14 protein-coding genes are annotated in these 18329 nt (G+C 45.2%); 5 read left to right on the top strand and 9 right to left on the bottom strand.

The genetic code is table 11. The features are described from left to right. Positions 1 to 36: 36 nt before the first annotated feature. The 9 genes from NFHSH190041_RS10915 to NFHSH190041_RS10955 form a co-directional block, all read right to left on the bottom strand. Positions 37 to 1071: a WD40/YVTN/BNR-like repeat-containing protein gene (locus NFHSH190041_RS10915; RefSeq protein WP_261921881.1), complete on the bottom strand. Its 1035-nt coding sequence runs from the start codon at positions 1069 to 1071 to the stop codon at positions 37 to 39. 54 nt (positions 1072 to 1125) lie between these two features. Further along, the gene (locus NFHSH190041_RS10920) at positions 1126 to 2490 is read right to left on the bottom strand and encodes a DUF1329 domain-containing protein (RefSeq protein WP_261921882.1); all 1365 of its coding nucleotides are present in this window, start codon (positions 2488 to 2490) and stop codon (positions 1126 to 1128) included. Between the two features lie 13 nt (positions 2491 to 2503). Beyond that, the gene (locus tag NFHSH190041_RS10925) at positions 2504 to 4555 is read right to left on the bottom strand and encodes a DUF1302 domain-containing protein (protein WP_261921883.1); all 2052 of its coding nucleotides are present in this window, start codon (positions 4553 to 4555) and stop codon (positions 2504 to 2506) included. 316 nt (positions 4556 to 4871) lie between these two features. Next, entirely contained in the window at positions 4872 to 5162 is a 291-nt protein-coding gene (locus tag NFHSH190041_RS10930; RefSeq protein WP_315972939.1) for a DUF2835 family protein, read from the bottom strand. 16 nt (positions 5163 to 5178) lie between these two features. Further along, entirely contained in the window at positions 5179 to 7731 is a 2553-nt protein-coding gene (pepN, locus tag NFHSH190041_RS10935; RefSeq protein ID WP_261925097.1) for an aminopeptidase N, read from the bottom strand. Positions 7732 to 7893: 162 nt separating this feature from the next. Beyond that, positions 7894 to 9945 carry a carboxy terminal-processing peptidase gene (gene prc / locus NFHSH190041_RS10940; RefSeq protein ID WP_261921885.1) on the bottom strand — a complete coding sequence of 684 codons (2052 nt, stop codon included), beginning with the start codon at positions 9943 to 9945 and terminating at the stop codon, positions 7894 to 7896. A gap of 26 nt (positions 9946 to 9971) precedes the next feature. Continuing rightward, positions 9972 to 10613 carry an RNA chaperone ProQ gene (gene proQ, locus NFHSH190041_RS10945; protein ID WP_261925098.1) on the bottom strand — a complete coding sequence of 214 codons (642 nt, stop codon included), beginning with the start codon at positions 10611 to 10613 and terminating at the stop codon, positions 9972 to 9974. A 270-nt stretch (positions 10614 to 10883) separates the two neighbouring features. Then, positions 10884 to 11348 carry a GAF domain-containing protein gene (locus NFHSH190041_RS10950; RefSeq protein ID WP_261921886.1) on the bottom strand — a complete coding sequence of 155 codons (465 nt, stop codon included), beginning with the start codon at positions 11346 to 11348 and terminating at the stop codon, positions 10884 to 10886. A gap of 322 nt (positions 11349 to 11670) precedes the next feature. After that, positions 11671 to 11967 carry a YebG family protein gene (locus tag NFHSH190041_RS10955; RefSeq protein ID WP_261921887.1) on the bottom strand — a complete coding sequence of 99 codons (297 nt, stop codon included), beginning with the start codon at positions 11965 to 11967 and terminating at the stop codon, positions 11671 to 11673. A gap of 511 nt (positions 11968 to 12478) precedes the next feature. Between NFHSH190041_RS10955 and NFHSH190041_RS10965 the strand changes: the two genes are divergently transcribed. The 5 genes from NFHSH190041_RS10965 to aphA all read left to right on the top strand — a co-directional run bounded on the left by NFHSH190041_RS10965 (position 12479) and on the right by aphA (position 18297). Next, positions 12479 to 13141 carry a paraquat-inducible protein A gene (locus NFHSH190041_RS10965; RefSeq protein ID WP_261921888.1) on the top strand — a complete coding sequence of 221 codons (663 nt, stop codon included), beginning with the start codon at positions 12479 to 12481 and terminating at the stop codon, positions 13139 to 13141. Next, positions 13131 to 13772, top strand: coding sequence for a paraquat-inducible protein A (locus tag NFHSH190041_RS10970; protein ID WP_261921889.1), 642 nt, complete (start codon positions 13131 to 13133; stop codon positions 13770 to 13772). Before NFHSH190041_RS10965 ends, NFHSH190041_RS10970 begins: the two co-directional genes overlap by 11 nt. Further along, positions 13741 to 16374: a PqiB family protein gene (locus tag NFHSH190041_RS10975; protein ID WP_261921890.1), complete on the top strand. Its 2634-nt coding sequence runs from the start codon at positions 13741 to 13743 to the stop codon at positions 16372 to 16374. The genes NFHSH190041_RS10970 and NFHSH190041_RS10975 overlap by 32 nt, the downstream gene beginning before the upstream one ends. A 213-nt stretch (positions 16375 to 16587) precedes the next feature. Further along, the gene (locus NFHSH190041_RS10980; RefSeq protein WP_261921891.1) at positions 16588 to 17178 is read left to right on the top strand and encodes an NADAR family protein; all 591 of its coding nucleotides are present in this window, start codon (positions 16588 to 16590) and stop codon (positions 17176 to 17178) included. 399 nt (positions 17179 to 17577) lie between these two features. Beyond that, positions 17578 to 18297, top strand: a complete 720-nt coding sequence (gene aphA / locus NFHSH190041_RS10985) for an acid phosphatase AphA (protein ID WP_261921892.1) — start codon at positions 17578 to 17580, stop codon at positions 18295 to 18297. The last annotated feature ends 32 nt before the right edge of the window (positions 18298 to 18329 follow it).

The raw sequence follows: 18329 nt of genomic DNA on the forward strand, positions 1-18329 counted from the left end.
GTTATTGTTTTCAGGACAAAACCAAATTACCGGCGATTACTCACTGACCGGTAGGAGCATGAGCCCCGCAGTACCCGCTAGCCATACCTGCCCTTCGGCACTACGAGCAATCGCGGCAAGGCTCTCTCCCTGATGTTTGTTAAGGGACAACACCTCACCATCGTTCGCTAATTTGATGACCAAGCCACTGTTGCCCACCAGCCAGAAACTCCCCTTGTTATCCAGCAGCGCCGCATTAATTGTGGCAGTCACAGGCAACGGAACCTGTTGCCAGCTCTTAAGCGCCTTATCAGCTTTAAATACATGCCCGCGTAAGCCCATCACATATACCGCATCCGACGTTTCTAGGGCATTAAACATGGAGCCATCGTAGCCCAAATCTAACGCAGTAAATTGCTTGCCTTTATCATCAGAAACAGCCACAAGTCCCAACTCGCCCACCAGCAATAACCGACCATCTGACAATGGCAAAATACGGTTAAAATGCGGTAATAAAAAAGCGCGTTCCGACTGATACATCGCCATATCGCTCAGCTTTAAGTCATTGAGATAATCAACGTCCTCAGGAAATAACAGCTCATCATGAAACTCCTCTTGCCAAGTCGTTCCGCCATCGAGTGTGCGGTAAAACAAGCCATAGGCCCCGACCGCAATCCCTTCATTGCGATTGAAAAAATAAACATCTAAAAATGGTTTTTCCATCGCCCGAGATTGCATCTGTACCTGCCAACTCAATCCACCATTAGTGCTATGCAATATCGTTGCATCATGACCCACCGCCCAGCCGAGACGATCATTGAGGAAAAAAACTTTGGTCAATAAACTGCCCACCGGAGTTTTAACTTGCTGCCACCCTTGAGGCTGTTGCAATAAAATGTGTCCTCGCTCGCCTACGGCTACCAAAGCATCACCTACTGGCGCTATATCCAATAACAGTGAAGATGTTGCCAAAGGTTGAATTTGCCCATGCGTTGCAGAAACTTGCTCAGCAAAAAGTGGGGAGGAAGACAAAGAAAACAGAAATGCAGCAGAAACTGTCCATTTTAAGCGTCGAAGCATGCAAAACCACATACAAACTTCCTTATTTGAACGGGGCACAATACCCTGTACCCCGCAGAGATGGGATTATCGGATACCGGAGCGGCGCAGCGCAGCCGGGGTAAACTGAGACTCCTTCAAATTGGCATCGAAGTCATACATTTGGCCTTCATTATCCAGACCAATTGCCAGATAGCGCCTTGACTGCAAATCGTGGAAGACCTCGAGCGTACTCCAGTGTGTTGGCACTTCGTAATAATTCAACCCATGGGCAAACGCGACACGATACAACTCGCCACGATTGTCATACATATCTTCCGCAGAGACCTGCCAAGAATCTTCATCCAGATAGAATACCCGGGTTTGGTATATGTGCCGCATGCCTTCTTTCAAGGTGGCTTTCACTACCCACACTCGGTGTTTTTCCCAACGTACTAAATCAGGATTAATATGCCCCGCTTTCAAAATGTCATCATAAGTGATCTTATCTGAATGAAGCCGATAGTCGTTATAAGGAATTAAAATTTCCTTTTTCCCCACTAACTCCCAGTTATAACGGGATGGCGAGCCGTTAAACATATCGTAATCATCTGTGGTTCTGAGCCCATCAGACACGGTTCCTGGTGTATCAAAGGCAACATTCGGCGCTTTACGCACCCGGCGTTGACCTGTGTTATAGGTCCAAGCTTGACGCGGCAAAGCCTCTTGATCCATGGTTTCTTTCACCAGCAACGCAGTGCCTGCCAAACGTGCGGGTTGGGAGACTACCTGCTTAAAATAAAATAGAGTATTATTATCAGCCAATTCCTGAGGCGTGGCTTCTGGGCGGGAATACTCAAATCTTAACTGCTCAGATAACTCCACTAAGGTATAGCTACCTGATTTAGTCGGTGCTGCTTGGTTTCGCTCAGTTTCCGCATCAACACCGCGGAAACGCAAAATGTGATTCCAAATAGCTTCAAGCCCATTGGCAGGGATTGGAAATGGCACACCAATGGCAGCACCTTTTAAACCATTGCCATCAGAGACCAATTCAGCATTCAATGCGTTTGCCTTGGTCGCATCATAAACATATTGTGGAAACGCAGCGGTTCGTCGAGTTTGATAAACATTCATTTTGAAGGTATCAGGATATAGCTCTAAAAGCGCAATCTCACCGGGCGTCAGAATGTTTTTATATTTCGCCTTATTGGCATTGGTTACGGTATAGAGGATTTTATCATTAGGGAAAGGATCCGCATGGTGGTCACCTTTCTGATAGCCGGCAATCGGCTTGCTAATGCCCCCATCCCAAGCGGGGATACTGCCATCCTGATTTCCCGCCATTTCAGCGCCAATTGGCGTCAGAGTCTGGCCTAATTTAGCCGCCTCAGCCTGCGATACTTTCGCTGTGGCTGCCCCAGAGGCCAATCCAAGCAATACCGCGGCAGACAATATCGGTAACGTCTTCATACTATTGTCCTTATTAGATTGAATACTTGATATTGAAAGACACATAATCCCGATCAGCCATCAGGTTTGTTGTCCCTACCCCACCAAAGAATGCGTTATAAGAGATATCCAATCCCCAACGGCTTTGATAGTCAAAGTTCACCCCGGCGGCAACAGACTTACGCCCCTCAGTAAACAAGAACATAGGATCTGGCGTGATACCATCCACATCGTGGGAGAAAATCAACCGGGCTGACATATTGACCCCAGCGAATACATTGAAATAATCCGCTTTACCGACCAAACGATATCCCCAAGCAAAATCCGTTGGGAAAGGGTTAGTTTCTGGACCATTATGCAAAGCTTCAATAATACCCGGCATATCAGGGTTTCCACCTGAACGACCGGTACCTGGTCCATTTAGTCTTAACTCATCGTGGGATGGCATATCATGGATCCACACCGCCCCAAATTCAGCAAGAGCAGTAAGATTATCCGTGCCTAATGTCGGACCAAACAGGTGAGTAAAGGTCATCTGCGCCTGAGTGGTATCACGCAGAATATAGCCCTGGGCATACTCTCCCGGACCAATTGGCTTCACAAAATCACCGTACTGAGACAAGCCGTCAAGATCAGGACGCAACCCTGCATTGGCGAGCTGCTGAGGCATAGCTTCAAATAACAACTCAACATCATCAATCTGTAGTGGCTCATCCTGACGATGGGCAATCTCACCGGCAAAAGAGGTATCACCTAACAGGGTATTAAAGCTAAAGCCATACAGCTTGATGTCTTCAGGATACACAATCTGTGCTTTAGAAAAGCTCCCCAGTTGCAGCATCACATCTCGGTCAATTTGACCCGCATGCTGGCCAATAACACCTAAATCTTTCAGTAAGGTTGTGGACGTAAAATCTGCTGTGGTACCGGATATTAATGGCCGGCGGCTATGATAATTAATGAAATACAGCCCAAATTCTGTTTCACCTAATTCCGGGGCGTAATACCCTAACTTAATACCATACTGACCACCATCTTCCGGCTCCATTTCATCCTGAACCAAAGTCACCTTAGTCGGATAAGCCAATGCCAACTGCACGAGTGTTTCTGTCGGGATAGTTTGCCCTGACGCAATCATGGCACCCAAGCGGTTATATTCTGCGGTCAAAAAATCCAGATTAATGTCTGGGTTAGCGTTAAACCCTAACTGGGCATTTTGCTGATAACCACCAAAACCAGCAAAATCATTGGTGGCAAAGAAAGAACCTGGGGGTGGCACCCAAATCGGTTTCCAATCATATTGATAAAAGGCTTCCAGTGAGAGACTTTCGCTCACGCCCAAAGACGCCCACACCATACCCTGTGGCCTAAATGCCTCTTTCAACTCGGCTCCAGGGGCATTCAGGATATTCAGATCTACCGCATTAATCACACTGATACCATGGGGGATTAATGTGCTTTCCCCCCAAGAAATCACCTGATTACCCACACGAACCGACAGCGGGTTAGCACCGTCATTAAAATCAAAATCAGCATATGCAAAAGCATCTAGCAAACGGATGTCTTTACAGATCACCTCAGATGAACGTTTATCCTCACAGGGATCAAACTCGCGTCCAGTTAAAGGATCACTGAATCCAAAATCACCTTTCACTTTTTTATTGTCGTAAAAATACATACCTCGCACGAAAATACCGTAATTTTCGTAGCTCAAAGAAAGCTCGTGCAGCCCCTTTATGATTTCTGAGGTGGTGTCACCCTGTGCATACAGCAGGTTACTGAGGTCATTATTGCTGGAATAGGAGCCCGGTTGGGCCCAAATTTCCTGCGGAGTATATTTGGTATTACCGAATGCTGAGTAGCCGCTCCAATCAAATCGAGGATGGTTAACTTTACCAATTAAATCCCAATCCCGGTCTTCAACTCGCCAGCTTGCGCCTGCAGTCCAGGTGGAATCAAAAGAACCATCAACATCTCCCCAATTGAATGAGAATGCGCTGGCATCCGGGATCACTCCCATGCTGATTGCCGACGCCACCCCCAATGCGATCGCCGACTTGTTAAATCTACCTTTAACAATCTTCATTTAGCTTCTCTCCATAACCTGCCAGGATTCGTTGTTATAGGAATTTCAGCCAACATCTTGTTAGCTTGCAAGTAACACCATTGTTACAGCAATTAGCATAACTGGGCAAGGCAGAAGTGCATAAAATTTTTAGAAGAATTGGGCACTTACCCGGCATTGAAGTGAATATGCAGTCAGCTGTATTTGAATTTCAGCTCGGTAATAAGATATGCGCAGGATCACAGAAACTATTATTGAATGAATATCAATAAGATAGTGAAATGTCTGTTACTGATACGGATTTAATCAATCGTTTGAAGTATTTACTCTAATTTGGTTAAGCATCCCCTGATTGACATTTATCCAGGGCAATAAATTCACCACTTGGTCCTAATGTGAGACAAAACCAGCCATGAAGCCCATGTACAGAGACAAATCGTCGGAAATGTCGGCAATGTATCCATAATGTGCGTCCACAGGTATCTATAACCTCCAGACGGCTGACCTCACCACGATAATAGGGCAAGAATGCCCGATAGGAAAAATGAAGAGAAAATACATGTTGCATTCTGCCCCCTGTTAATGGGCCATAAAAAAGGCTTGGATAACCAAGCCTTAATAAACACATTAGTCAGCAAATAAAATTATGCCAGTGCTTTTTCTACTTTTTCATAGAGATCACGGGCTAAATCAGGCATAGCTTGCAATTGAGCAAGACACGCTTTCATCTGTTGCTGACGAGTGGCATCAAACTTACTAAATTGGATAAGCGGGATCATAATCCGTGCTGCTACCTGAGGGTTTACCTTGTTCAGCTCAATCAAGCAATCAGTTAAAAACTGATAACCCTGACCGTCTTTACGGTGGAATTGTGCAGTATTTCCCGCAGCAAAACTACCAATTAAAGCGCGTACCCGGTTAGGATTTTGCATACTGAAAGCCCCATGGGTTCGCAATACTTTAATCTGATCAATGACCGAATCGCTGTTTTGCGTAGCTTGCAGCGTAAACCATTTATCCATCACCAGTGGCGTACCTTGCCACTGAGTCTCAAACTCAACCATCAAGGTATCACGACAGGGTAAATTAGCCTGATTAGCGGCAACTAAAGCCCCTAAAGCGTCTGTCATATTCTCAGCTTGAGCAAACTGGTATTGCACTAAGGTTTCATGGGCTTCATTCACTTGGCAAAGCCAGTTCAATGCTGCATTTTTCAATGCTCTTGCCGCTGGCGTATCGACAAATCCCATCGCTCGATAGCTGGCTAATAGTTCATCTTCACACTGACTGGCCATCTCTTCGAGCACAAACTCCCGGGCAGCAAAGAGATGATCCAGTGCCACGGTATCAGCCTGTTCAATCAAAGCTTGGGCAGATGGGATATTCAGTATTTCGGCCACCAAGGCAGGGTCCAGTTGACTATCTAATAATGCACCACGGAAAGCATCCGTTACGCGAGGATCCAGCACCATACCCTCGCCTTGAGCCAATTTGGCGACATTATCCCAAATAGCCTGACTGACTAATGCCACTGAAGCTTCCCAGCGAGCAACGTCACTGGCAGCATAACGCATCAAATGCACTAGTTGATCCACAGTAAAGCGATATTTGAGCCGCACCGGTGCAGAGAAATTCTGCAGCAGTGATGGCACCACTTGGCAATCAATATTATCGAACACAAAAGTTTGCTGTTTCTCTTTAACATCCAGCACCTTGGATAGTAAGGATTGCCCGTCAGCCCCCAGCAGTTCAATATCAAAAGGAATATGTAAGGGAGCTGCCTGCTCTCCGGCAACCGGATTTGTTTGACTGATCGTCAAACTATAACGGCGTAATTCAGCATCATAATGATCGCTAACCGTAACCACCGGTGTACCGGCCTGCTCATACCAATGACGGAACTGAGTTAAATCAACGCCGGATGCATCTTGCATTGCAGAAACAAAGTCATCGCAGGTTACCGCCTGGCCATCATGACGCTCGAAGTAGAGTTTCATCCCCTGTTGAAACCCTGCTTCCCCCAGTAGCGTATGCATCATACGAATAACTTCCGCGCCTTTGTTGTAAACAGTCACGGTATAAAAGTTATTCATTTCAATCACAGACTGAGGGCGAATAGGGTGAGCCATAGGGCCTGAATCTTCAGCAAACTGCTGGTTCTGGATCACTTTAATCGCATGGATACGATTAACAGCGCGAGATCCCATATCTGAACTGAACTCCTGATCCCTAAATACGGTTAACCCCTCTTTTAAGCTAAGTTGGAACCAATCCCGGCAGGTGACCCGATTACCGGTCCAGTTATGGAAATACTCATGACCAACAACGGACTCAATACCATGATAATCATCATCAGTCGCACTGGCAGTATCAGCCAACACATACTTAGTATTGAAAATATTCAGGCCTTTGTTTTCCATCGCCCCCATATTGAAGAAGTCCACCGCGACCAACATATAAATATCTAGATCGTATTCCAGACCAAAACGGCGCTCATCCCAAGCCATCGCATTTTTCAAAGATGCCATAGCATGGCCGGCTTTAGATAAATTGCCCTTATCCACAAACACTTGCAGCGTCACTTCCCGACCACTCATGGTCGTAAAACTATCCTGTAACAGGTCAAAGTCACCGGCAACTAGGGCAAACAAATAGCTTGGCTTTGGAAATGGGTCTTCCCAACAAGCAAAATGACGACCATTATCCAACTTACCTGATGCAACCAGATTACCGTTACTGAGTAAAAACGGCTGGCTGCTATCGGCCTCAATACGAACAGTATATCGGGCTAATACATCAGGCCGGTCAAGGAAATAGGTGATGCGACGGAACCCTTCGGCTTCACACTGAGTACAATATGCCCCATCGGACATATACAGCCCTTCTAAGCTCGAATTGCCAGCTGGGTCCAGTAAAGTAACAATTTCTAAGGTAAAGATGTCAGCATCAGTCGTTACTGTCAGGGCCTGTTCAGTCAGTTGATATTCAGCGTCGGTGCCATCAATTTTTACTGACTCCAACTGCATTGACTCACCGTCTAATACCAGAGATGCTTCCGCTGCCCCAAGGCGACGAACCTGACTGGTGGCGATCACTCGGGTTTGATGCGGGGCTAAATTCACATCCAGCGCAATCGTCTCAATAGTAAAATCCGGAGTACGGTAATCAGTAATATGTTTCGCTTGTGTTTGTGACATATCTGCCATGACCTCTTTTCGTCTCCCGCAAATGGCTAGGGTTCTCTCAAACAGTGAAATCAACGTGCCTGAGTAACTGTTATTCCAACCGCCATCGTCAATGCAGGATTTGTTTACAAAAAACGCGCTAATCAGCGCGTTTTTATTGTGAATCAAATTTTCTTACTTTGCCCTGTCGGCAACATGCTCAGCATCAACCATGTCCAGAGTAATCAAGGCTGTTTCATCCAAAAATGGATCTGGCAACTGACCTTTATCATCTTTCAACTCATCCAAGCTCTTGATGGGTTTAAGCCCCTCGTCTTTACGGCGTGCATTGACCCGAGCCAGCGCTTTCTTATCTTCATCTTGCTGAGACTTCAAACGAGTGCTTTCCACCAAAGAAATCGACTTTTCATTGTGGTGTTTTTTAAACTCAGCAATATCTTCAAAGATATAAGCAAATTCAGGATCTTTACTAATCCGCTGCTCATGCTTAGTCTCCAGCCCCGCAACAAGTGGCGGCGTAATTTCAGCAAGAGGAGCATATTGTGCACTAGGTACTTTATCCCAAGGCAGCGCATTATCCTCGTCAGCCTCGCCATACTCACCGGGGGTCAGCGCACTTGGCATTGGAATATCCGGCGTCACCCCTTTTAACTGGGTACTGCCACCATTGATACGATAAAACTTAGCAATCGTGTAAGTGACATTACCGATAGGCTTATCATACATATCATAGATACGACTCAAGCCTTTATGCTGCTGCACCGTACCTTTGCCGAAAGTGGACTCACCGACAATCAGTGCTCGGCCATAATCCTGCAGTGCTGCGGCAAAAATTTCTGATGCAGAAGCACTATAACGATCCACCAGCACCGTCAGTGGACCATCGTAAGCCACTTTACCGTCAGTATCTCGGTTTTGGGTAACACGACCATTGGCATCACGGATTTGCACCACAGGCCCCATATCGATAAATAAACCTGTCATCAAAGTGGCTTCTGTTAATGCCCCACCACCATTGCCACGCAAATCGACAATAATCCCCTCGACATGGTCAGCTTTCAATTTGGCGATTTCTTTTGCCACATCCTGAGATAGGTTAAGGTAGAACCCAGGAATTTGGATCACACCAACTTTACGGTGAGCATAAGGTCCCTGCTCCATCGTTAACACTTTTGATGTTGCAGCTCGGTCTTCCAACCGAACCTTGTCCCGCGTAATGGTGACTTCAAATGGCTTAGCATTAGAACCACTTTTATTCGGCAAGATCTGCAGCACAACCTTACTGCCTTTAGGCCCTTTAATCAGTTCGACGACATCTTCCAGACGCCAACCGATCACATCGACAATCTCTTTACCTTCTTGCCCGACACCCACAATTTTATCTTCTGGCGACAGCTTTTCACTCTTTGCCGCCGGGCCACCTGCGACCAATGATTTGATCACGGTATAATCGTCATCCATCTGCAAAACAGCGCCAATACCTTCCAGGCTAAGATTCATGTCCATCTGGAAACGTTCAGCATTACGTGGAGACAGGTAAGTCGTGTGAGGCTCAATACTACGGGCAAAAGCATTCATGACCCCTTGAAAGACATCCTCACTGTTTGTCTGACTCAAACGCTTAATCGCATTGTTATAACGTTTTGAGAGGATCTTAACGATCTCTGGCCAGCTTTTACCTGCCATTTTCAGATTCAGAGCATCATATTTCACCCGTTGGCGCCACAGCTCATTCAACTGAGCTTCATTTTTTGGCCAAGGGGCTTTTTCCCGGTCAAATTGATAGGCATCACCGGGCTTTTCAAAATTCATTGGTTTGTCATTATCAAGTAATGATAATGCATAGACAAAACGCTGATACCGGCGCTTTTGGGCCAAATCATACATCTTGTATGCCGGCTCTAAATCGCCGCTTTTCAGCATGTTATCGAATTGATCTTCGTAAGGCTTAAAACTGTCAACGTCAGCTTGGGTCAACACATTGCGGCGATAATCAAGCTGTTGCAAATAGCGATCAAAGATATGCTCAGAAAAAGCGTTATCCAGATTAAATCTATGATAATGAGAGCGGGTAAACAGACTGGTTACCCGCTTGCTAGCCACTTTATGTTGTGGCTCCTGATGCAATGAGGGTAACTCGTTGATTTGAATTTTCGGAGGGACAGCCCACACCGAAAACCCGACAAACATTGTGGCAATCGACGCGGCAAAAGTCAGTTTTCGCATCAACAAGTTACTCCTTCAGAGATGAATTACACCAGAATATGTTCGCAACGAACTTTTACAGACAAACCGCTGTCGAGCTGAACATGAACATCTTCTTTATTGATATCCAAAATAACGCCCTTCACTGGTGTCATCCCTAATTTTACGTTTACACGTTGATTAGGCTTAAGATTATCCAGCTGAGCAGGAACCAGATTTTCATCAATCTTAGGCTTTTTCGCTACTGGCTTTTCTTGACGTTTTGGCTTAGCCGCACGAGGTTGCTTGTTGAACGCTTTCTTAGCAGCAGGCTTTTTGGCCGCTTGCTCTTTCTTAGCCTGTTCCATACGTTTAGCACGAGCGCGTTCTTGGCTTTCTTTTAAGGTGTTTTGAGCATGCTCAATATGCTCAGCATCCAGTTCACCACATGGATTACCATCTAGGTCTACACGCTGTACACCAGCTTTGATGCACTTCAGGTAGCGCCAGCTGCTGGTATAACGTCGTAACGCAACGCGCAGTTGGGTCTTACTGACTTTGGAATCATCAGCCAACCTTTCAGCCAAATCCTGAAACAATCCAATTTTTAAAGGCTTAGTTTCACCCTCGGCAACAAAGCACAAAGGAAATGTTTCATACAAATACGCCAAAATGGCGTTGGTGTCGGTCAACTTTTCTGTTGATTCCATCATTACTTCCACAGTTAACTATAGGGAACCGGCAATAGGGGCACAGCGCCAACGCTCAAAGCCGATCAGTAAATTTAGCCAAGTGACTTCACTTAACGCCAAAAATCATTTTGTTACGGCAATTAGCCGTAAACATAAACATACCCGATGCGCAGTCCAGATCCAACTGAAACCCCCGCTTGCCACAAAAACATCAAATCAGGTATGGCCGCTTATTATAAGCGTCACCACACCGAAAGCGACCATCAATTGCAGTCAAGCGGTTATTGTTTAAGCAAACAAGGTCTTTTCTAGGGTTTTTACCAGTAACTCTAACCCCTTCTGGTCAGATTCTGTAAAACGATTAAATTGAGGGCTGTCGATATCCAATACCGCAATAACTTGGTTATTACGTCGCACTGGAATAACGATTTCAGCATTACTGGCACTGTCGCAGGCAATATGACCACTGAATTGATGCACATCATCAACTCTTAACGTCACGTTATCTTTAGCCGCGGTACCGCATACCCCGTGTCCAAGAGGAATACGACTACAAGCCACTTTACCTTGGAATGGGCCGAGCACCAATTGGGTCGCATTATCTTCACAAAGATAAAATCCCACCCAATTTAATTCAGGCAGAGCGTCATTGAGTAATGCCGAAAAATTTGCCATGGCCGCAATCAAATTACGCTCTCCACCTAATAGAGCTTCAACTTGACGCTGCAAAGTATCGTAGCAAACTTGAGACATAATCACTTCCCTCTTCCTATTTAGGTTCTACTGATTTTGTACTGTGACACTTCGTGCCGTTTAATTTAGTACAAGACCAAGCTTATCCGTTACAACGAAATAACCAAGTTCTTAACGCTAAGCACTTAACACTAAGAGCCTAACGCTAATATTTATACTAGGTGTATTCCACAACGCGTGACGACTTTTAGCCCCCTTTCGGGCAAGCAATTATAGTTGCATCTATGTGTTATTGGCTTATTAGCCAGAGCAACGAAACGTCAGAGTCCCTTCCATATGCCAACAACCCAGAAACTATGACAAAAATCAGCAACCCCTAGTATCAATCAGCATCTGATTGTGACTTAGTAGCAGATTTAGCTTTTTTCTCAGCCCCAGTTTTTACCTGTGTACCACTCCCCTTTAAAAGGGATAATAGTTCATCTTTATTATTGGCTAAATAAAAGGCAAGTTCTTCAACCTGATTTTCAGCCAAATCTAAGTCTGACTGTTGAATAAACGGCAGAAGATTATCAGCGATATCCAGCATCTTATCGTAAGCATCAGCTTCCTTTTTCGATGTGAATGTCATTTTTTCTACCCCTTCTCTGACGACAACATACTGCACGACGACAGCCATGATCCACCTCACTCATAAAAATACTGTTTTTATATACAGTATTAGCATGGCATAATTGTCATCGCATTGCCAAGCCTTTTGCAGTAATCCCACGGATTTACGATGATTTTTGTTACAAAGCACCGTAAAATCGACCTGAGCCACCTAGGGTCTGTTGACCTTTCAAGTTTGTTTTTGCGGCGATTTGAAGATGCTTTATACAAGGCAGAAGCTTTGATAGGTAATTGCGCTACCTGATAAGCCGATAACGCAGTAGAAAGGAGTCTCAAACGCTGCCCACAGGGTTCGGCTAAAAGCGTTTTACGCTTCGTTGAGCGGTTCTTGCTTAGCATAACTAGGCGGCAAACCACTCGCCGCGATTAAAACGCTTTTATCTCGAACAAAATTTAATCACGAAAGGTCAACAGCCCCTAGCAATATCAGAAAGAGTATTTCTTTCCCAAAGACGATGCTGGAGCACAAGCTGGGTTAATAACATGACTCGATTTACAAATAGGATGCAGATGCACATATGGGCTTACAATCCATAGACAATAGCAACACACCACGCAATGACAGCTCTTCCCCTGTGGTATTGTGCCCGGCCTGCGATCTTGCGGTGAAAAAGTGCCAATTACCACAAGGGGTCAGGGCCCTTTGCCCACGCTGTCAAACCGCACTATATGACACGCCCTACTGCTCTATTAATGGCATGCTCGCGCTATGTCTAACGGCATTTTTCCTTTATTGGCCTGCCAATATGCTCCCGGTGATGGAATTACAGTTTTTCGGTTCAGTCAGAACAACCACTGTATTGCAAGGCGCAACTGCGGTTATCGCACAGGGCTATCCCTTAGTTGGTGCTGCCGTGATGATTGCAGCGGTTATCGCCCCAGGCCTACTGATCAGTTCAATCCTGCTGCAGATTGTGCTCATCAAATCGGGACTTACATCCTCTTTGAGTCAGAAAGTGTATAAATTGCTATTGACCCAACAGAGCATATTGACCCAATTAAGCATGTTGGAAATCTATGTGATCAGTTTTCTCGTCAGTGCTTTTCAACTATCCGATCACGCTGATATTCATTTCAGCATAGGTACCTTCTGTTTTGCTGGACTGTTTTTAGCCGTACTGTTTTTACTGCGAGAATATGATTTAAAACATATGTGGGGCTATTTGAATAATGAAGCATGATGTGCAAGGACGTGATTTGGGCTTATGTCTTTGCCCTGTTTGCCAGAAAAACAATGCGCTCAGTGCTCACCATTGCAGCCGCTGCGGCACCCGCTTGCAATACCGGCGCAAAATTAGCCTGCAACAGAGTTGGGCGTTACTACTCACCGCTGCTATTTTATTGATCCCAGCCAATATTTATCCCATTACCATAGTAACGAGTCAGGGGCGGGTCGCCTATGACACGATTTTTTCTGGCATCGCCCACTTGGTACACCTGGATATGTTGCCAATCGCCATCATAGTGTTTACCGCCAGTATCGCTGTTCCTTGGCTAAAAATTATTGGTCTGGCAATTTATCTGCTGGCGATCAGTTTTAAGCTGCCCATCCCCAAGCGGGTATTAATGGCAGGTTTTCATATCATTGAATGGATTGGCCGCTGGTCCATGCTGGATCTATTTGTTATATCCATCACAGTGGCACTGGTTAATATGGGGCAATTAATGGATGCCAAACCCGGCCCTGCCGCAACAGCTTTCGCGCTGGTCATTCTACTGACCCAATTAGCAGCCAAAGTATTGGACACCCGCTTACTGTGGGACCGACTGGACGTACAAGATGACGCAAACACAATCCCCCAAAATCGTTAAGAAGAAGCTTTTCTCCCCCATCTGGCTACTGCCCCTGCTGGCATTAGGCCTCAGCGCTTGGCTCGGTATTAAAAGCCTGCAGGAATCCGGTATTGAAATTGAAATCCACTTTCCCAGTGCAACTGGCATTGATGTGGGTAAAACCTTGGTACGCTACCAAGGACTCAATATCGGTAAAGTGGTTGATATCAGTCTGGATCAAAATCTGTCTGGCGTTGAAGTCAAAGTGCTGATGGATTACCGGGCACAACCTTTTTTAAAACGCAACACAAAATTCTGGTTAGTGACACCTAAGGCCTCGATTACCGGTGTAGAAGGATTGGATGCATTGTTTTCCGGTAACTATATTGCTGTGCAGCCTGGTGATGGAGACAGCCAAACCCGCTTTGTTGCCCAGCGAGAAGCGCCGCCCATGAAACCGGGGAAAGATGGACGAATCGTTGAACTCTATGCTGATACTCTGGGCTCTGTGGATGTTGGCTCGCAAATTTTTTACCGCCAAATCCCAGTGGGTAGCGTTGTCAGTTACAAGCTTGAGCCGGATCAGCAAATCCAGATTTCAGCCCATATCAAAGATCCCTACGCTAATCTAGTAAAAACCAACAGCCATTTCTGGAATGTCTCCGGCATTGCTGTTAACGCCTCATTGCAGGGCATCAATATTAGCAGCGAAAGCCTCAGTGCAATTCTCGCCGGAGGAATTGCATTTTCTTCCGATAGCACCGCAGCGCCAGCCGCAGCTAATGCCAGTTTTCCATTATTTGAATCCGAAAAACAAGCCAATGGTGGCGTGCGATTTACTCTGACAGCGCCCCATGCTGAAGGGATCAATCAAGGGACAGCCATCAGCCTGCGGGGGATTACTATCGGTACAATTGATGCAGTTAAATTAACCGACAAGGGTGTCAACCTCAGCGCTCGGCTATTTTCAGCCAATCAGGCACTATTAACGAACACGGCTCAGTTTTATCTCCAGGGCGCTGAGATTTCGCTAAAAGGCATTCATCATCCAGGGCGGTTACTTACCGGCCCGGTAATCGAACTACTGCCCGGCAGTGGTAAGGCAAAAAGCCATTATCCCTTGCTAGATAAAGCTCCTGATAACCATAATGGCCCGTTTACGCTACAAGCTTTCAGCAAACAAAACCCCGGCATTAAAGTCGGTGCCACAGTAAAATACCGCCAATTCACCATAGGGCAAGTGACTGAAGTTACACTGGCAAAAGATTTTACCCAAGTAAATTATATTCTGCAGATCGCCCCAGCTTACCAAGGCCTATTCAGCCAGGGCAGTTATTTATATGGTCAGTCACCGGTTAGCCTAGATGCCTCTGTTGATGGCATCAGTGTCACCACCTCAGACAGTGATAGCCTATTGAGCGGCGTGCTGATTTTAGAGCCGGGGCAACACAAACAACCGCTAAATAGGGAGCATTCTCTAGCCGTCTATGCCAGCAAAGCTGATGCAATTAATGCCCAGCGTGAGGCTCACAGCCGCCAAGTGACACTGCGCAGTCCAGACGGCGCAGGGCTGTCGGCGGGATCGCCTGTGTATTTCAAAAAAATGCAAATTGGCCGGGTGAAATCGGTGCAATGGCAGCCAAAATCAACGGACTTCGCCATAGAGTTACAGATTGATCAAGACTATGCCGGACTACTCACCCCCAATACTGTATTTTGGCAAAACAGTGCCGTTACCATCAAAGCAGGTTTTACCGGTGTCGATGTGAATGTTGCGCCCCTCGCTGGTGCCATCAAGGGCTCAGTTTCACTGGCCATATTACCGTCAACAGCAACAACAAAAGCCAAAACAAACACCAAACAACTTTACGCTTCAGAGCAACTGGCGCTTGCTCAAGCCCAACCAGTAACCTTACTCCTTCCCGCTACAGCGCAACTTAAAACCGGTGCTCAAATCCGCTATCAAGGCGTTGACATTGGCCAAGTACAACAGACCAAGTTGAGTGAAGATTTACAACAAATCCAAGCGACAGCATGGCTTAATGGTCGTTATGCTGATGCATTCCTGCGTCAAGATAGCCGCTATTATCTGGTCAGTGCCCGTATTTCCTTGCAAGGTATTGAAGCTCCAGAAACATTATTAACAGGCGCATATATTGCTGCCCTGCCGGGTCAGCACAAACTCCATCAATATCGCTTTCATATTCAAGAGAAACCTGACTGGTATGCAGATACACCACCACAGGCATTGAAATTGACTTTGGTGCGCAACACATTAGGGTCAATCAAAATTGGCACGCCAATTTTGTACCGGGGTTTAACCATAGGGCAGGTAAAAGGTGTTGAACTCGCCACCAGTGGCCGAAATGTTCATATTTATATTGCAATTGATGCCAAATATCGGCAACTAATCAACCGTAGCAGTCGCTTCTGGGATTATTCAGGTATCAAAGTCGATGTTGGGTTATTTTCCGGTGCGCAAATTGAAACAGGGTCGCTACAAACCATACTGGCTGGCGGTATTGCGGTAGCCACTGAGCAGCCAAACCAAACGGGAAATCAGTTATCTTCTCATACCAGCTTCCCCCTGCACGCCAAAGCTAACGCTGATTGGCTTAATTGGGCACCTAAACTACAGTGATTTTTCATTCCCCTTTGAGTAAACGATAACGCTCGCGATTTATTACTCAGAGGGGAAGTTCATTGAGCCCGTCACACGTTTCGCCTTAATGATTACTCATGCCGTAAGACAACAAACAAACGATACCAAATCAGTGGTTGCGCAAGTGATACAAGTGCTCATCAACCTGCCACAACTTGACGATTCGAGCGATTAAACCGAGTAAAACAATTTATGACTATCACGTCCAAAACACAGTTAATCCAAAAAATTCATTTGGGTATGACCGTTGATTATCTCTTTTTCTGGGGGCATCAACCCGGGAAAGTAATCAACCAAAGTTGTTTCAGCCAATGGTATAACGCCGCCTTTTCACTAAATAATCAGAACTTTTATTCTGCTGAACAATACATGATGTACCGTAAAGCGATGCTGTTTGATGATCATCTCGCAGCAGAAAAAATCCTCATTACTGATAGTGCCAAAACAGCTAAAACCATTGGTCGCACTGTGACGGGATTTGACCCAACATACTGGGATAAATATAAGTTCGATATTGTTGTTAGTGGCAATATGGCCAAATTCAGTCAACATCCTGAGTTAGCAGCATTCCTTGTGCAAACTCAGGACCGAATTTTGGTAGAGGCCAGTCCAGTAGACAGTATTTGGGGGATTGGTCTGGCTCAAGATCACCCTGATGCCAAACTACCAGCCCAATGGCCTGGCGAAAATCTGCTCGGTTTTGCCCTAATGCAAGTGCGGACACAACTTGCAAACTCACACGGCACGACGACAAATCATCATTGCGGCGATACCACGCTATAAACGTATTGTGCAACAACTGCAAATAATGGCATTGATAAATTAAAGATATATTTGCATCACATAGGCAACATGATTAATTGACTGGTTAATTGCGTTTTATCACTAACCCGTTAATTAATCATGCCTATTTATCAAATAGTTTTTATCAATCAATAACATGTATTAGACCAGATACTGATATCACAATTCTTATTACAAACAACATTTATTTCATTAAATATGATAAGGAGCTTATAACGTATTACAAATTAAAATCAGCAAGTAAATAGCAATATAACATTTATAATCTTGTACCATTCAGAATCAATTAACTCAAATAAACACAGCGTGAGATAAATCACAACGAAATAATTTTTTCACTTTAAAATACGACCACCTACTTTGCTGGTATCAGCGTAAATGAAAAATAAATTATTATCTCTTGGCATTGCCGCCATTCTATCTGGTTCTCTGTGTTCAACCTTAGCTTATGCCGATCCTAAAACACCTGGCACCCACCCAGGAATAAGCTCAATTGAAATGATGCATAAAGGTGAAGCCGCTAATATCCATTGGGTCAGTGTCGCAGACATCAAAGCCAGCTTAAAAGATAAACCACCTATGGCTGTTGGCTTTGATATTGATGATACCGTTCTATTTTCATCTCCAGGGTTTTACCGGGGTAAAAAAGAATTTTCACCCAATGATTTTTCTTATCTAAAATCACAGCAATTCTGGGATAAGATGAACTGTGAGTGGGAAGCATTCAGCATGCCCAAAAAAATTGGTAAAGAATTAATTGCAATGCATCAAGCCCGTGGAGATCAAATTTATTTTATCACCGGTCGCGATCCTTCTGCTTGTGAGATTTCGACTCAGCTATTACAAGATGCCTTTGGCATTAAAAATATGCATAAAGTCATTTTCGCAGGCTCCAGTAAAACTAAATATAATAAAACACCTTATATTAAAGCGAATAATATTAAAATTTACTATGGCGATTCAGATGGCGATATTATTTCCGCTCGTCAAGCCGGCGCTGAAGGTATCCGTATTATCCGCCCTGCGAATTCCACTAATCGTCCTATTGCACAAAATGGCATATATGGCGAAAAAGTCGTAAAAGATTCCCAGTATTAATCGCATCATTGCAATGAAATACAGTGCGATTA

Source organism: Shewanella sp. NFH-SH190041, assembly GCF_024363255.1.
GTDB lineage: Bacteria > Pseudomonadota > Gammaproteobacteria > Enterobacterales > Shewanellaceae > Shewanella.

Coding starts and splice junctions, on each gene's coding strand:
- NFHSH190041_RS10915 (WP_261921881.1), bottom strand. CDS start 1,071: ATGTGGTTTTGCATGCTTCGACGCTTAAAATGGACAGTTTCTGCTGCA.
- aphA (WP_261921892.1), top strand. CDS start 17,578: ATGAAAAATAAATTATTATCTCTTGGCATTGCCGCCATTCTATCTGGT.
- NFHSH190041_RS10975 (WP_261921890.1), top strand. CDS start 13,741: ATGACGCAAACACAATCCCCCAAAATCGTTAAGAAGAAGCTTTTCTCC.
- NFHSH190041_RS10970 (WP_261921889.1), top strand. CDS start 13,131: ATGAAGCATGATGTGCAAGGACGTGATTTGGGCTTATGTCTTTGCCCT.
- NFHSH190041_RS10920 (WP_261921882.1), bottom strand. CDS start 2,490: ATGAAGACGTTACCGATATTGTCTGCCGCGGTATTGCTTGGATTGGCC.
- NFHSH190041_RS10965 (WP_261921888.1), top strand. CDS start 12,479: ATGGGCTTACAATCCATAGACAATAGCAACACACCACGCAATGACAGC.
- pepN (WP_261925097.1), bottom strand. CDS start 7,731: ATGTCACAAACACAAGCGAAACATATTACTGATTACCGTACTCCGGAT.
- proQ (WP_261925098.1), bottom strand. CDS start 10,613: ATGGAATCAACAGAAAAGTTGACCGACACCAACGCCATTTTGGCGTAT.
- NFHSH190041_RS10950 (WP_261921886.1), bottom strand. CDS start 11,348: ATGTCTCAAGTTTGCTACGATACTTTGCAGCGTCAAGTTGAAGCTCTA.
- NFHSH190041_RS10955 (WP_261921887.1), bottom strand. CDS start 11,967: ATGGCTGTCGTCGTGCAGTATGTTGTCGTCAGAGAAGGGGTAGAAAAA.
- prc (WP_261921885.1), bottom strand. CDS start 9,945: ATGCGAAAACTGACTTTTGCCGCGTCGATTGCCACAATGTTTGTCGGG.
- NFHSH190041_RS10980 (WP_261921891.1), top strand. CDS start 16,588: ATGACTATCACGTCCAAAACACAGTTAATCCAAAAAATTCATTTGGGT.
- NFHSH190041_RS10930 (WP_315972939.1), bottom strand. CDS start 5,162: ATGTGTTTATTAAGGCTTGGTTATCCAAGCCTTTTTTATGGCCCATTA.
- NFHSH190041_RS10925 (WP_261921883.1), bottom strand. CDS start 4,555: ATGAAGATTGTTAAAGGTAGATTTAACAAGTCGGCGATCGCATTGGGG.